The sequence below is a fragment of the Verrucosispora sp. CNZ293 genome (assembly GCF_002754655.1).
Map to the genome: position 1 here is coordinate 6,500,791 of NZ_PEFR01000001.1, position 14,418 is coordinate 6,515,208.

10 protein-coding genes and 2 pseudogenes are annotated in these 14,418 nt (G+C 73.7%); 7 read left to right on the forward strand and 5 right to left on the reverse strand.

The window, feature by feature from the left end:
• The first annotated feature begins 126 nt into the window (after nt 1-126).
• The 3 genes from CLT74_RS29700 to CLT74_RS29710 all read left to right on the forward strand — a co-directional run bounded on the left by CLT74_RS29700 (nt 127) and on the right by CLT74_RS29710 (nt 4,127).
• Complete coding sequence (locus tag CLT74_RS29700) at nt 127-1,563, forward strand: NYN domain-containing protein (protein WP_099850875.1); 1,437 nt, start codon at nt 127-129, stop codon at nt 1,561-1,563.
• Between the two features lie 183 nt (nt 1,564-1,746).
• Complete coding sequence (locus tag CLT74_RS29705; RefSeq protein ID WP_099850877.1) at nt 1,747-3,006, forward strand: M48 family metallopeptidase; 1,260 nt, start codon at nt 1,747-1,749, stop codon at nt 3,004-3,006.
• Nucleotides 3,003-4,127 carry a glycosyltransferase family 4 protein gene (locus CLT74_RS29710; protein WP_099850880.1) on the forward strand — a complete coding sequence of 375 codons (1,125 nt, stop codon included), beginning with the start codon at nt 3,003-3,005 and terminating at the stop codon, nt 4,125-4,127. Before CLT74_RS29705 ends, CLT74_RS29710 begins: the two co-directional genes overlap by 4 nt.
• 274 nt (nt 4,128-4,401) lie before the next feature.
• Here CLT74_RS29710 and CLT74_RS29715 read toward each other — a convergent pair whose 3' ends face one another.
• From CLT74_RS29715 to CLT74_RS29735, 5 genes and pseudogenes are all read right to left on the reverse strand, one after another.
• On the reverse strand, nt 4,402-6,057 hold the full coding sequence (locus tag CLT74_RS29715; RefSeq protein WP_199172443.1) for a bifunctional diguanylate cyclase/phosphodiesterase: 1,656 nt from the start codon (nt 6,055-6,057) through the stop codon (nt 4,402-4,404).
• Nucleotides 6,058-6,136: 79 nt separating this feature from the next.
• Entirely contained in the window at nt 6,137-6,946 is an 810-nt protein-coding gene (locus CLT74_RS29720) for an SAM-dependent methyltransferase (protein ID WP_099850886.1), read from the reverse strand.
• 167 nt (nt 6,947-7,113) lie between these two features.
• Nucleotides 7,114-7,781: pseudogene (locus CLT74_RS29725) on the reverse strand (response regulator transcription factor).
• Nucleotides 7,782-7,788: 7 nt separating this feature from the next.
• On the reverse strand, nt 7,789-9,483 hold the full coding sequence (locus tag CLT74_RS29730) for a GAF domain-containing sensor histidine kinase (protein ID WP_099850888.1): 1,695 nt from the start codon (nt 9,481-9,483) through the stop codon (nt 7,789-7,791).
• A 14-nt stretch (nt 9,484-9,497) separates the two neighbouring features.
• Nucleotides 9,498-11,296 (reverse strand): annotated as a pseudogene (locus CLT74_RS29735) (AMP-dependent synthetase/ligase).
• 145 nt (nt 11,297-11,441) lie between these two features.
• On the opposite strand from CLT74_RS29735, the gene CLT74_RS29740 reads away from it, so the two are divergent.
• From CLT74_RS29740 to CLT74_RS29755, 4 genes are all read left to right on the forward strand, one after another.
• Nucleotides 11,442-11,897, forward strand: coding sequence for an SRPBCC family protein (locus CLT74_RS29740; RefSeq protein ID WP_099850890.1), 456 nt, complete (start codon nt 11,442-11,444; stop codon nt 11,895-11,897).
• Between the two features lie 40 nt (nt 11,898-11,937).
• Nucleotides 11,938-12,654, forward strand: coding sequence for a hypothetical protein (locus CLT74_RS29745; protein ID WP_486582679.1), 717 nt, complete (start codon nt 11,938-11,940; stop codon nt 12,652-12,654).
• Between the two features lie 70 nt (nt 12,655-12,724).
• On the forward strand, nt 12,725-13,672 hold the full coding sequence (locus CLT74_RS29750; protein ID WP_099850891.1) for an ROK family glucokinase: 948 nt from the start codon (nt 12,725-12,727) through the stop codon (nt 13,670-13,672).
• 21 nt (nt 13,673-13,693) lie between these two features.
• Nucleotides 13,694-14,398, forward strand: coding sequence for an endonuclease/exonuclease/phosphatase family protein (locus CLT74_RS29755; protein ID WP_099853427.1), 705 nt, complete (start codon nt 13,694-13,696; stop codon nt 14,396-14,398).
• Nucleotides 14,399-14,418 lie beyond the last annotated feature (20 nt).

Here is a 14,418-nt window from a genome sequence, read left to right on the forward strand (position 1 = left end):
CGCGGCACCGTAACGGTCCGGTCCGACACTCGCGCCCCACCAGCCCCGGGAGTAACCACCGGTCTAGGATGAGAGATCGGCTCACTCACCGGGCGGTGGGCCCGGTCGCGGTGGGAGACTTGCCACATGCCCCTCACCGAGCCGCACGACGACAACCTCCCGCAGGAGGAGCAGGTCGTCGCGGTGCCCGCGGCCGGTGACGGTCCCACCGACGACCCGGTGCCGGGCACCGGGCCGGCGGACCAGGCGCAGCCCGAGCCGGAGCCGAGTCTGCCCGAGCCGGTACGCCAGCGGATCGTCTCGCTCACCGCCGCCGTACTGCCCGGCCTGCCCGCTGACGAAGTGCCGGTGCCGCTGCGCCGGGTCGCCAAGTTCGCCCCGAATCGACGGGCCCGGCTCGGCGCGCCGGTGATCGCCGCGCAACTCGCGGCCGATCCGCTGTTCCGGCAGCGGGTCACCGCCCGGGTCCTGGCCGACGTCGGTGACCTGGGCGCCGCCGTGGTGGACGGCACCGCCCCCGCCGCCGCCGACCCGGTCGAGGTGGCCGCCCTGGCGTACCTGGCCCGCCCGCGCGGCTGGCGGGAGTTGATCGACGCCAGCGGGGCGGCGGTTCGCGCCGAGGCGGACACGGCGGTCGTGGCCGAACTGGTCCGGCAGGCCGAGCAGCGGGCCACCCGGGCCGAGCACGACCGGGCGGTGGCCCGGGTCGAGGCCGACAAGCTGCGCGACGAGCTGGCCCGGGTGCGTGAGGAGCTGGGCCAACTCCGCGAGGAGGCCCGGCAGCTGGCCCGTACGCTGCGGGAGAGCCAGTCCCGGGAGCGCCGGGCGAGCGAGCTGCTGGCCACCGAGCGAGGCCGGGCCGCCCGCGCCGCCGCCGACGCGGACGCCGAACTGCGGCGCGTCCGGGCCCGGTTGGCCGAGGCCGAGGCGGCGGCCGGGGTGGCCCGCAGCAGCGCCAAGGAGGCCCGCTCGGTCGACGACGCGCGACTGTGGTTGCTGTTGGAGACGATCGGCCAGGCCGCCCTCGGGCTGCGCCGGGAACTGGCGCTGGACCCGGTCGACAAACTGCCCGCGGACTTCGTGGCCGACTCCTTCTCCGATTCTCCCGCCGCCACCGTCACTGCGGCCGCCGCCCGCGCCCAGGACACCGACGACCCGGCCCGGCTGGACCAGCTGCTCGCGCTGCCCCGGGCGCACCTGGTGGTCGACGGCTACAACGTGACCAAACGGGGCTTCGGCGAGATGTCCCTGGAGCAGCAGCGCAAGCGCCTGGTCACCGGCCTCGGTGGGATCGCCGCGCAGACCGGTGACGAGGTGACTGTCGTCTTCGACGGGGCCGAACGGGTGCACGGCCTACCACCAACCCCGCGTGGTGTGCGGGTGCTGTTCTCCCGCAAGGGCGAGACCGCCGACGAGTTGATCCGCCGGCTGGTCCGCGCCGAACCGCCCGGGCGACCCGTGGTGGTGGTGTCCTCCGACCGTGAGGTCGCCGACGGGGTACGCCGGCACGGGGCGTACCCGCTGGGGGCCGACTCGCTGCTGCGCCGGCTGTCGCGGTCCTGACCCGCTGCCACGATCCCGGCCGGCCCGGGGGTGGGTGGGACGACGGGCGCGGGACGGGCACGCCCCGGGACATAGGATGGGCGCCCATGGCGACAGGAGCGGCGGTATGAGGCGCACGGCGGACGACCTGTCGGTTGGCGTTCGCAGCGGCGGCGGGTCGCCGGCGTCGAGCGGGGCGGCGCGGTGAGTCCGCGCGGGTGGGCGCTGCTGACCCTGGCCGGACTGGCTGTCGCCCTGGTCGTGGCGGCACTCGTGCTGATCCCGTGGCAGCGTCCGCCGGCCCCCCGGGCCGACCAGCTCGCCGCCCTGCGGGACCTGCCGACCGAGCAGGTGGAGCGGGCCCGGGAGTTCCGGTCCGCGCTGCGTCCCGGCGGATGGGCGGCGCTCGGCGTCGGGCTGCTGGTGGCGCTGGCGCTCGGGTTGACCCCGCTGGGCAGCCGGTTGATCGAGTTGGCCGGGCGGCCCTTCGGCGACCACTGGATCGCGCAGGCGACCCTCGGCGGGCTGGCCGTGGTGCTGGTCGCCGACCTGGTGACGCTGCCGTTCTCGGCCTGGCGGCACGGCGTGCTCACCCGCTACGGGCTGGCCACCAACGGCTGGGGTGGCTGGGCGGTGGACCTGCTCAAGTCGTACGCGGTGAGCGCCGTCATCGGCGCTGTGGCGTTGCTCGGCTTCTACACGGTTGTGCGACTCGCCCCCCGCTGGTGGTGGGCGTTCGGCGCGGCCGGTGCGGCCACCCTTGTGGCGCTGCTCTCCTTCGTGCTCCCGGTGCTTGTCGAGCCGGTCTTCAACCGGTTCAGCCCGATGGAGCCGTCGCCGCTGCGCAGCCAGCTGATGGAGCTGGCCGAACGCGACGGAGTGCCGGTGCGCGACGTGCTCGTCGCCGACGCGTCCCGGCGCACCCGGGCGGTGAACGCGTACGTCTCGGGCTTGGGCCCGACCCGCCGGGTGGTGGTCTACGACAACCTGCTGCGCGAGGCGACGCCGGCCGAGGTGACGGCGGTGGTGGCGCACGAGCTGGGCCACGCCCGGGACCGGGACGTACCGGTCGGCACACTCACCGGCGCGCTCGGCGCCGCCGCCGCCGTGGTGGCGCTCTACCTGATCGGCTCCTGGCCGCCGCTGCTGCGCCTGGCCGGTGTCGACTCGGTGGCGCAACCCCGCGCGTTTCCGTTGCTGCTCGCCCTGGTCACGGTGGCCGGCCTGGTGTTCGCCCCGGTGCAGGCGCTGATGTCGCGGCGGGTCGAGGCCCGCGCCGACGCGCACGCGCTGGCGTTGACGAACGACCCGGTCGCGTTCGAGTCGATGCAGCGTCGGCTCTCCGCGGTCAACCTCTCCGACCCCGATCCGCCCCGCTGGGAGTACCTCTACTCGGCGTCGCATCCGTCCACCGTGGAGCGGATCGCCGCCGCCCGCGCGTACGCCAGAGAGGTTGGCCGGTGAGCCGCACGTTGCTTGTCACGAATGATTTTCCGCCCCGGCCGGGCGGTATCCAGTCGTTCGTGCACAATCTCGCGGTGCGCCAGCCGGCCGGTTCGGTGGTGGTGTACGCGTCACGCTGGGCCGGGGCGGACAAGTTCGACGCCGACCAGCCGTTCGAGGTGGTTCGAGAGCGCACCAAGGTGCTGCTGCCCACCCCGCTGGTGGCGCGCCGGGCCGCCCGGCTGGCCCTCTCGTACGGGTGTGACACGGTCTGGTTCGGCGCGGCGGCGCCGCTCGGCCTGCTCGCCGCCGGGTTGCGTCGCCGGGCCGGGATCCGGCGCGCTGTCGCCCTGACCCACGGTCACGAGGTCGGCTGGGCGGCGCTGCCGGTGGCCCGGGCCGCGCTGCGGCGCATCGGCCGGGACACCGACGTGGTGACCTACCTGGGGGAGTACACCCGCACCCGGCTGGCCCGGGCACTGGACGGCCGGACCGAGCTGCGGCAGCTCGCGCCCGGCGTGGACACCGACGTCTACCACCCGTCCGTCGACGGCGGCGCGGTCCGGCACCGGCTCGGCCTGTCCGACCGGCCGGTGGTGGTCTGCGTGTCCCGGCTGGTGCCCCGCAAGGGCCAGGACATGCTGATCCGGGCGCTGCCGCTGATCCACCGTCGGGTGCCCGACGCCGCGCTGCTGGTGGTCGGCGGCGGACCGTACCGGGCCACGCTGGCCCGGCTGGCCCGCCAGTCCGGGGTGGAGCGGGACGTGGTCTTCACCGGCTCGGTGCCCTCGGCCGAGCTGCCCGCCCACTACGCGGCCGGCGACGTGTACGCCATGCCGTGTCGCACCCGCAACCGGGGGTTGGACGTCGAAGGGCTCGGCATCGTCTACCTGGAGGCGTCGGCGACCGGCCTGCCGGTGGTGGCCGGCAACTCCGGTGGCGCGCCGGACGCGGTGCGTCAGGACGAGACCGGCTACGTGGTGGACGGTCGGGACCTCGCGGAACTCGCCGACCGGGTGGCCACCCTGCTGGCCGACCGCGACCTCGCCCGGCAGTTCGGCGCCGCCGGCCGCGCCTGGGTGGAGCGGGAGTGGCGCTGGGAGCGGCAGGCGCAACGCCTGGCGACGCTGCTCGCCGGCTGAGCCACCGACGGGCCTCGGGTGGTGGTCTGGTTCGGGCACGCGGGTGCCTCGGGCCCGGGGCCGGTGATGGTGTCGGGCACGCTGTCGAGCTGAGAGCGCAGGCGGATCGCTAACCGCTCACGGTCCGGCGGCGCCGTGGCCCGACGGCGCCGTGACCCGACGGTGCCATGTGGTTCGGCGATAGCACGAACGGTTCAGCTCGACAGTGTCCGCACACCCTGGTTCGGGTGGCGACGGTGGCTGGTACAGGGTTGCGGTGGCGGCGGAGGCTGGCTCAACGGATGCGGGCGAGGATGTGGTCGGGGGGAGCGGGGCGGCCGAAGTGCCAGCCCTGGCCGGCATCGCAGCCGATCGCCCGCAGCCGTTCGGCCTGCCCGCCGGTCTCCACGCCCTCGGCGGTCACCGTCAGGTCCAGCGCGTGCGCCAGCGAGACCAGCGAGGCCAGGATCCGCTCGTCGGCGCGGGCCTCCGGGGCGCGCAGGCCACGGACGAACTCACCTGCCACCTTCAACTCGGTCACCGGCAGGTCCCGCAGGTAGGCCAGGTTGCTGTAGCCGGTGCCGAAATCGTCGATGGCGATCCGGATGCCCAGGTCGGCGAGGGCACGAAGGGCGCGTACCGGCTCCTCGGACGTGGTCATCATGGTGCTCTCGGTGATCTCCAGCTGGAGCCGGTTGGGCGGCAGGCCGGTACGCCGCAGCAGGGCCCGCACTTCCTGCACCAGCCCCGGACGGCGGACCTGACGGACCGCCAGGTTCACGCTGACGTACGGCGGCTGGCCCGAGGCGGACGTCCAGCCGACCGCCTCGCGACACGCCTCGGCGAGCACCCAGCCGCCGAGCTGCACGATCAACCCGGTCTCCTCGGCCAGGCCGATGAAGCTGTCCGGGCGCAGCACACCCAGCCGTGGGTGACGCCACCGGACCAGCGCCTCCACGCCCAGCAGCGAGCCGTCGTGCAACGAGGTCAACGGCTGGTAGTCGAGGAAGAACTCACCCCGTTCCAGTCCCGCCGGGATGGCCGCGCTCAGCTCCTGGCGGGCCTGCTCCCGGCCGTCGCGCTCCGCGTCGTACAGCGCCCAGCCCGCGCCCCCGGCGGACTTGGCCCAGTGCAGGGTGCTGCCGGCGGCGCGCATCAGGTCGTCGGGTGAGGTCCCGGCGACCCGCCGCTCCACGATGCCCACGCTCGCGGTGACCGTCACGTCGTGCCCGTCGACCACCACCGGCTCGGAGAGCGCCGCCAGCGCCGCCTCGGCGACGGCGACCACGTCCCCGGTGCCGGTCGAGCGCTCGACGAGTACCACGAAGGCGTCGCCACCGAGCCGCGCGACAAGGTGCGGCTCGACCGCGCGCCGCAGTCGCCGTGCCGCCGCGACAAGCGCCCGGTCGCCGATCTGGTGTCCGAACGAGTCGTTGACCCGCTTGAACCGGTCGAGATCGAGGAAGCACAGCCCGACCCGGCGGCCGCTGCCGGCCGACCCGTCGACGGCGGCGGCGAGGCGTTCGGCGAAGAGCGTGCGGTTCGGCAAATCGGTCAACGGGTCGTGGGTGGCCTGGTGCCGGAAGCGGGCCTCACTGGCCCGCAGGGCCTGCTCCGCCTCGGCCTGGGCGGTCATCGCGGCACGCCGGATGGACTCCTGCTCGTCGAGGGTCCGGTCCCGCAGCGCCCGGGCGTAGCCGGTGGCCACCGCGCCCAGCAGGCGGGCCATCCGGTCCTCGATGTCGTCGGCCACCAGGTCGAGGTCGCGGACCAGGCGAAGCTGGATCACCTCCACGGTCCGGCCGAGCGCCTCGGCGGAGGCGATGTGCGCGGCGACCAGCTCATCGGCGATCCGGTGACCCACCCGCAGGTCGAGCGGCTCCGCCCGCAGCGCCTCGGCCAGCAGATTGGTGAGCCGCTGGAGCAGCGTCTCCAACTGGGCGTGGGTCATCGGCAGGTAGCTGGTGCCGGCCACCGCCTTCGCCCAGGCGCGGGCGAACACGCCGACGCAGGGCCGGCCGTCCGGAGGCTCAGCCACCGAGTCGCCCGACCCCGCCGAGGAACACCGCCCGTTCGGCGTCCTCGGCGCTCTCCGGGGTCTCCGGACGCCACTGCGGCACCCACACCACTCCGGGGTCGACAAGCTCGAAGCCGTCGAAGAACCCGGTCAGCTCGGTCCGGCTGCGTACCCACAGTGGGTTGTCGGTGCGCCGGTATACCTCCTCGGCCTCGGCCCGCTCGGTCTCGTCCCGGCCGTCGTCGCTGGCCTGCGACAGGACCAGGTAGCTGCCGGGGGCCAGGGCCGTGCGCAGGGTCCGCAGCACCTCGGCCGGCCGGTCGTCGTCGGCGACGAAGTGCAGCACCGCCACCACCAGCACGGCCATCGGCTGGGAGAAGTCGAGCATCGCGCGGACGTCGGGGTGGCCCAGGATCCGGTCGGGGTGGCGCAGGTCCTCCTGGACCACAGCCGTACGGTCGTTGCCGGCCAGGATCTCCCGACTGTGCGCCACGGCGACCGGGTCGACGTCGACGTAGACCACCCGCGAGTCGGGGGCGTGCCGCTGCGCGATCTCGTGCACGTTGCCCACGGTGGGGATGCCGGAGCCGATGTCCAGGAACTGCCGGATGCCGGCGTCGGTGAGGAACTGCACGGCTCGGCGCAGGAACGCACGATTGGCCTGGGCCATCAGCGGCGCCTGCGGCACCGCCGCCACCATCGCCCGAGCCGCGGCCCGGTCCACCGCGAAGTTGTGCGAGCCGCCGAGATAGTAGTCGTACATGCGCGCGACGCTGGGACGTTCGACGTCGATCGTCTCGGGTGCCCAGTCCGGCCGCTGCAATGACCTCACCCCTTCGCACGCCCTCGGGGCGACGGCGCCCCGGCGGGTATTCTGCCCCGCTTTCGCGAGGGAGGCCATAGCCGGTCCGTGCGGAGGGCGATCGATGCGACGATCCGTGCCCGCCGGGGGGCGGGACACGGATCCCCGTCGGTGCCGCGCCGGGCGCCTCAGAACTTCGGCGCGTCCGGCGCTTCGAGCAGGCCGAGCCGCAGCGCGGTCATCAGCGCCTGCGCGCGGTTGGCCGCGCCGAGCTTCTCGTAGAGCTTCGAGATGTGCGTCTTGGCCGTCGACTCGCTGACGAACAGCTGCTTGGCGATGCCGGCGACGCTCATTCCGTCGGCGAGCAGCCGCAGCACCTGACCCTCGCGGGGGACAGCTGCGGGCCGGACGGGGCGAGTCGACGCTTCATCGCCTCGGCCAGGTCGGCGGCGGTGAAGGCGCTGGGGGAGGAGGCGGCGTGCCGGGCGGCGGCGACGACCTCGTCGGCCGGCGCGGTCTTCGGCACGAACGCGCTGGCACCGGCCTCCAGGGCACCGAAGAGCTGGTCGTCGCCGGCGTACATGGTGAGCACCACGATGCCCATGGACGAACTGGACTTGCGCAGCGCCCGGGTGGCCTCCAGGCCGCTGCCGTCGGGCAGCCGCAGATCCATGATCACCACGTCCGGCTGCAGGGCACCGGCCTGCCGGACGCCCTCCGCCGCCGTGGCCGCCTCGCCGACGACCTCGAACTGCCGGTCGCGCTCGAAGGCGTGCCGCAGGCCCTTGCGGATCAAGTCGTGATCGTCGACAAGGAGGACCTTGGTACGGGTTGCCGGTGTCGGGCTTGTGGTCATCCTCGGCTTACTCCCCTTCTGCTGCGGCGGCGCTACCGCGAACGTTATCGCGCCGGGGCGGTGAACCGACCACCACCGCGACGGTCGTCCCGCTCGGCTGCCGCGGCCTGATCTCCAACCGGCCCCGGATACGTTCCGCTCTCTCGGCCATGATCGCAAGACCATAGTGCCCGTCCGAGCGCTGGTCACCTATGCCGTGACCGTCATCCGACACTTCGATCTGCGCGTACGGCGGATCCACCTCGCAGGTGACCCAGAGATTGGCCGCGCCGGCGTGCTTGCGCGCGTTGGTGACCGCCTCCTGGGCGATGCGCAGCAACTCGGCCTCGGTCGCGGCGGGCAGCCGGGCTGTCGACTCGTCCAGCGACAGGTGCACCCGCAGGCCGCCGGAGGCGCCGACGGTGCGGGCGTACTCGGCGATCGCGGCGGCCAGGCCACCGTGCCGGTCCACCTCGCTGCGCAGCTCGAACAGGCTCAGCCGCAGCTCGGTGATCACCCGGGTCACCTCCTGGCGGAGCAGGCGCAGCGACTCGGCGGTCTCCTCGGCATCCTCGTGGACGGTGGCCAGGGCGTTGTCGATGCCGTAGCCGACCATCACCAGTTCCTGGGCCACCCCGTCGTGGATCTCCCGGGCCAGCCGCTGCCGCTCCTCGTTGGTGGCCAGCGAGCGCACCTCGTCGAAGAGCAGGGCGGCCTCCAGACGCAGCGCGGCCGGGCCGGTCAGCCCGGTCACCTGCGCCACCACCGGCGGCGGGTACGCGTTCGCCGTGTCGGTCTCCAACACCACCAGGCCCACCGTGCGCAACCCGGCCACCAGCGGCACGATCAGCGCCGAGACCTCACCACTCCGGTGCGAGCGGGACTGCGAGCGGGTTGCGGTCTGCGACTGCTGGCTGGCCCAGGCGTCGGCGATGGCGGAGTCCGCGTCGATCGTGGTCTCCCAGTCGACCCGGTCGGCACCGAGCTGGGCGAGCACCACCAGCCGGCCACCACCGCTGGCGGAGAGCACCGCGCCCCGGTCGGTACGGGCCACCGTGCGCAGTTCCTCCAACAGGTGCTCGGAGATCCCGCCCGGGTCCAGCGTGGCCCCGGGCAGCTGGCGGGCCACGGTACGCAACTGGGTCAGCAGCCGGGTCGCCTCGGCGTACGGCTGGGGTTTGCTGTCGTGCCGGGCCTGCATCACCCGATGCAGCGTGCCGGCGGCGTAGAGACCGAGGGCGGCCAGGATCAGCCACTGCGCGCAGACGGCGAGATATCCGGGCTGGCTCAGCTGGCGCACACCGCCGACCTCGGTGATCGCGCCGGCGACCAGCAGGCTGCCGGCGGTCACGGCGATCAGCGCCGCGCCCTCGCGGAAGCGGCGACGTAGCGCGGTGACGGTCACCGGCACCGCGAGGTAGGGCAGCACGGCGGAGGCACCCAGCCCGCCGATGTGACCGCCGACGGTGGCCACCGCGGCGACCTGGCTGGCCGCCAGACCGAGCACCAGCACCTCCGCCACCCGGCTGAGCGGGCCGACGAGCCGGTGCTGGGGTGCCAGCATCGCCGGCAGCCCGGCCAGCGCCAGCAGGACGATCCACCAGAGCTGGGTCACGTCGCGGGTGGCGAACAGGGTCAGGACGGCGACGAGCGTGAGGACGACGACGCGCGCCGCCGCGGCGAGCGGGTGCGAGCGGGCCAGGGCGGATGTCGAGGCGGGCACGTGACGGATGGTAGTCAGCCGCGGTAGATGTCGGCGATTTCCGCCGCGTAGGTCTTGTGGACGACCTGACGCTTGACCTTCAGCGACGGGGTCAACTCCCCGGTCGCCTCGGTGAAGTCGCGCGGCAGCACCCGGAAGACCTTTATCGCCTCGGCCTTGGAGACCGACTGGTTGGCCCGGTCCACCGCGGCCTGGATCTCGGCCCGCAGCCCCTCGTGCTGGCGTAGCACCTCGATCCCGGTGTCGGCCGGCAGCCCGGCCGACTCCAGCCAACCCGGCAGGGCCTCCTCGTCGAGGGTGATCAGCGCGGCGATGAACGGCTGCCGGTCACCGACCACGACGCACTGGCTGACCAGGCGGTGCGCCCGGACCTGGTCCTCCAGTACGGCGGGGGCGACGTTCTTGCCCCGGCGGTCACGATGATCTCCTTCTTCCGGCCGGTGATGGTCAGGTAGCCGTCGCCGTCGAGGGAGCCCAGGTCGCCGGTGCGGAACCAGCCGTCGGCGGTGATCGCCTCGGCGGTGGCCTCGTCGTTGTGCCAGTACCCCTGGAAGATGAGATCGCCGGCGATGAGCACCTCACCGTCGTCGTCGATGCGGATGGTCACGCCCGGCAGCGGCCGGCCGACAGTGCCGATCCGGGTGAACCCGGGCAGGTTGGCCGAGGCTGCGGGAGAGGTCTCGGTCAGGCCGTACCCCTCGCAGACGGTCACGCCGACGCCCCGGAAGAAGTGACCGAGCCGGGCACCGAGTGGCGCGCCGCCGGAGATCGCGTCGCGGCACCGCCCGCCGAGCGCGGCCCGCAGCTTGCCGTAGACCAGCCGGTCGAAGAGCGCGTGCTGGGCATGCAGCGCCAGGCCCGGCCCGCCGGAGGTCTCCAGCGCCTCGCTGTACGCGATGGCGACCGCCTCGGCCCGGGCGAAGATCTTGCCCTTGCCGCCGGCCTCGGCCTTCTGCTTGGCGCCGTTGTAGACCTTCTCGAAGACCCGGGGCACCGACAGCACGAAGGTCGGCTTGACCTCCTGGAGCTGGGCGACCAGATCCTTGGTGTCCGAGCAGTGCGCCATGGTGGCGCGGGCCTGCACCACGCCGATCTGGATGAGCCGGGCGAAGGCGTGCGCGAGCGGCAGGAACAGCAGGGTCGACGCGTTGGGGCCGAACAGGTTCGGCAGCACCGGCACGGCGTTGGCGATGTCGGCGTACATGTTGCGGTGGGTCAGCACGCAGCCCTTGGGCCGACCGGTGGTGCCGCTGGTGTAGATGATCGTCGCCATGTCCGAGGAGCGCAGCCCCGCGCGGCGGCGGTCGATCTCGGCCGGTTCCACCGCCGCACCGGCGGCCACCAGGTCGTCCACCCCGCCGAGGTCGATCTGCCAGACGTGGGACAGCGCGGGCAACCGGTCCCGGACACCAGCCACCAGCGTGGCGTGTGCGGTGGTCTCCACCACGACGGCCACCGCCCCGGAGTCGCCCAGGATCCAGGACGCCTGCTCGGCGCTGGAGGTCTCGTAGATCGGCACGGTGACCGCACCGGCCGCCCAGATGGCGTAGTCGGCGAGCGTCCACTCGTACCGGGTGCGGCTCATCAACGCCACCCGGTCGCCCGGCTGCACCCCGGCGGCGACCAGCCCACGGGCGACAGCCGTCACCTCGTCGCGGAACTGCCGGCAGGTCACGTCGACCCAGGCACCCGCCGCGTCGCGGCGGACGAACTGCACCGCGTCGGGCGCGGCCTCGGCGTTCTCCCAGACCGGATCGGTGAGGTTGGCCGAATCGCCGACAGTGACGATCGGCGGGACGGTGAACTCGCGCACCTGCACTCCCTCGTGCTCACAGGACCGGGTCGGGCCGCCACCTGCGCCGGTGGCTGTGTCGAAACCTACCCGCCCGGCCGGCCGGGAGCACACCGCAGGTGGGCGGCGTGGCACGTGGGCGGTCAACGGACGGTAGCCTCCCAGCATGGCGGACTCCTCCACCCAGTCGATCATCATCGGCGCGTCACCGGACCGGGTGGCCGCGGTCATCTGTGACTTCCCGAGCTACCCGGAGTGGACCGACGCGGTCCGCGAGGCGGAGGTGATCGAGGAGTACGAGGACGGTTACGCCAGTCAGGTCCGGTTCGTCCTCGACGCCACGGTGATGGCCGACGAGTACGTGCTGGCGTACGCCTACGCCGAGGACCTGTCCCGCATCGAGTGGCACCTGGTGGCACCGTCGAAGATGCAGCGGGCGCAGCGGGGCGCGTACGACCTGGTGGCCAACGCCGACGGGGGTACCACCGTGACCTACACCCTGGAGGTGGAGCTCGCGGTCGGGATGCTCGGGATGTTCCGGCGCAAGGCCGAGAAAATGATCATGGATGCCGCGTTGAAGCAGCTCAAGCGCCGGGTAGAAGCATCAGGTGCGGCGCAGTGACGCGTCCGGCGACCCGGCCGCCGCGGTAGAGGAGCCCAGCATGGGTGCGACAGATCCGGGTACGGCCCGGGAAGAAGCGGAGCGGCTGGTCGCCACTCTGCTGGCCACCGTACGGTTGGCCGCCGCCAACCCGGCGGCAGTGCCGCTGGGGCCGCTCGGCGGGATCGTGACCGGTGTCCTCGGTCACAATGAGACCCCGACCGGCACGTCCGGTGTCACCGGGGGTGGTTTCGCCACGGGTGCCGCCGAATGCTGCGTCTGCCCGGTATGTCGGGGCATCGCCGCGCTGCGCGATCCGAGCCCCGAATTCGCCGAACGACTGGCCACCGGTGCCGGGGATCTGGCCGCTGGCCTGGCCAGTTTCCTGCGCGCCTTCACCCCGACCGAACCGGGCCCCGGGCCGGCCGCCGAACCGGCGACCGGGTACGCCACCGATGCCAGCGGCACCGCCTCCGCCGACCCGTACGGCGATCACGTGTGGCGCGAGGCGACCCGTACCGGGCATGATTCTCAGCCGGCACCGGAGCGGGACGTCTGGTCCGCCGCGACCCGGGCGGAGGACGTCGCCGTCCCGGCCGCCGCGCCCGTCGACGCCGCCGGGCCGGTCGCGTCGGCTGAACGCCGGGCGTCGACCGAGCGTCGCGTGGTGCCCGCCTCCCGGGCACCCGACGGCGAACCCGTGCCGGGTGACGAGCCCGCACCGGACGGCGGTGCCGTGCCCGGCGGGCGGCAGGGCGCACCAGGCGACGGGGCCTGACCACGGACGACCCGCACCACCGGCGAGGGCAGGTGTGCGCGGGGTGGCACAGCAGAGGGGAGTGGCAGCGGTGACGCTGACCATCGGAGTCGACGTCGGTGGCACGAAGGTGGCCGGCGGTGTCGTCGACGACACCGGCACGGTCCTCGTGCAGACCCGACGGGACACCCCCGCCGACGATGTCGGCAAGACCCGCGACGTCATCATCGAGCTGGTCGCCGAGCTGGCCGCCGGCCATGACATCCAGGCGGTCGGCATCGGCGCGGCCGGGTGGATCGACGCCACCCGCTCCACAGTGCTCTTCGCCCCGAATCTGGCCTGGCGCGACGAGCCCCTGCGGGCGTACGTCAGCGCGGCGGTCGGACTGCCGGTCATCGTCGAGAACGACGGCAACGTGGCAGCCTGGGCGGAGTTCCGCTACGGCGCGGCCCGCCACGCCGACGACTCGATGGTCATGTTCACCATCGGCACCGGCGTCGGCGGCGGCATCGTGCTCGGCGGTGAGCTGGTCCGGGGCGCCCACGGCATCGCCGCCGAACTGGGCCACATGCTCACCGTTCCCGACGGTCACCAGTGCGGCTGCGGCCGACTCGGTTGCATCGAGCAGTACGCCAGCGGCAGCGCCCTGGTCCGGTTCGCCCGGGCCGCCGCGCGGCAGGAGCCGCACCGGGCCGCCACCCTGCTGGAGCTGGCCGACGGGGAGGCCGAGGCGATCACGGGGCCGATGGTCACCGCCGCGGCCAAGGGTGGCGACCCGGTCTCTGCCGAGGCATTCGCGCAGGTCGGGCGCTGGCTCGGCACCAGCCTGGCGGACATGGCGCAGATCCTCGACCCGCAGATCCTGGTCGTCGGCGGTGGCGTCATCGACGCCGGTGACCTGCTGATGGGCCCCACCCGTCGCTCGTTCACCGAGGCGCTGGCCCAACGCAGCCGGCTGCCGGTGGCCGAGATCCGTCCGGCCGAGCTGGGCAACTCCGCAGGGGTCATCGGCGCTGCCGACCTGGCCCGCCGGGCCTAGCCCGTGTCCTCGACACACCCGGTGACCGAGCTCGGCGTGCCGCTGCGTGTGCTGTCGTACAACGTCCACGGCCAGCGCGACGACACCGCCGCGCTGGCCGCCGTGGTGCGCGCGGCGGCGCCGGACGTGGTGATCGTCCAGGAGGGCCCGCGCCGGTTCCGCTGGCGGGAGAAGTCGGCCGCGTTGGCCGAGTCTTTCGGCCTGGTGGTCGCCGCCGGTGGGCTGCCGTCGCTGGGCAACCTGGTGCTGACCAGCCTGCGGGTACGGGTGACCGGGACCCACTGCCGGCGCTTCCCGCTCACCCCGGGCCGCCACCTGCGGGGCGCCGCGTACGCCGACTGTCGGGTGGGCACCTCCGCCCGGTTCACCGTGGCCGGGTCACACCTGTCCACCGATCCCGCCGAGCGTCCAGGGCAGGCCGAGCTGTTCAAGCGGGACGTGACCGCCGCGGCTCACCCGGTGATCGCCGCCGCCGACCTCAACGAGGAACCGGGCGGACCGGCGTGGCGTACGGTCGCCGACGGGCTCACCGACGCGGCGGTGGCCGCCGACCGGACCGACCGGCTCACCTACTCGTGCGCCGACCCCCGACGGCGCATCGACGCCCTGTTCGTCGATCCCCGGATCGTCGTGGTCGACTACGACGTGGTGGACACCCCGCTGACCCGGCGGGCCAGCGACCACTTCCCGGTCCTGGTCGACCTGCTGCTGCCCGCCACCGCCTGAGATCCGCGCTCCGCCGGGCT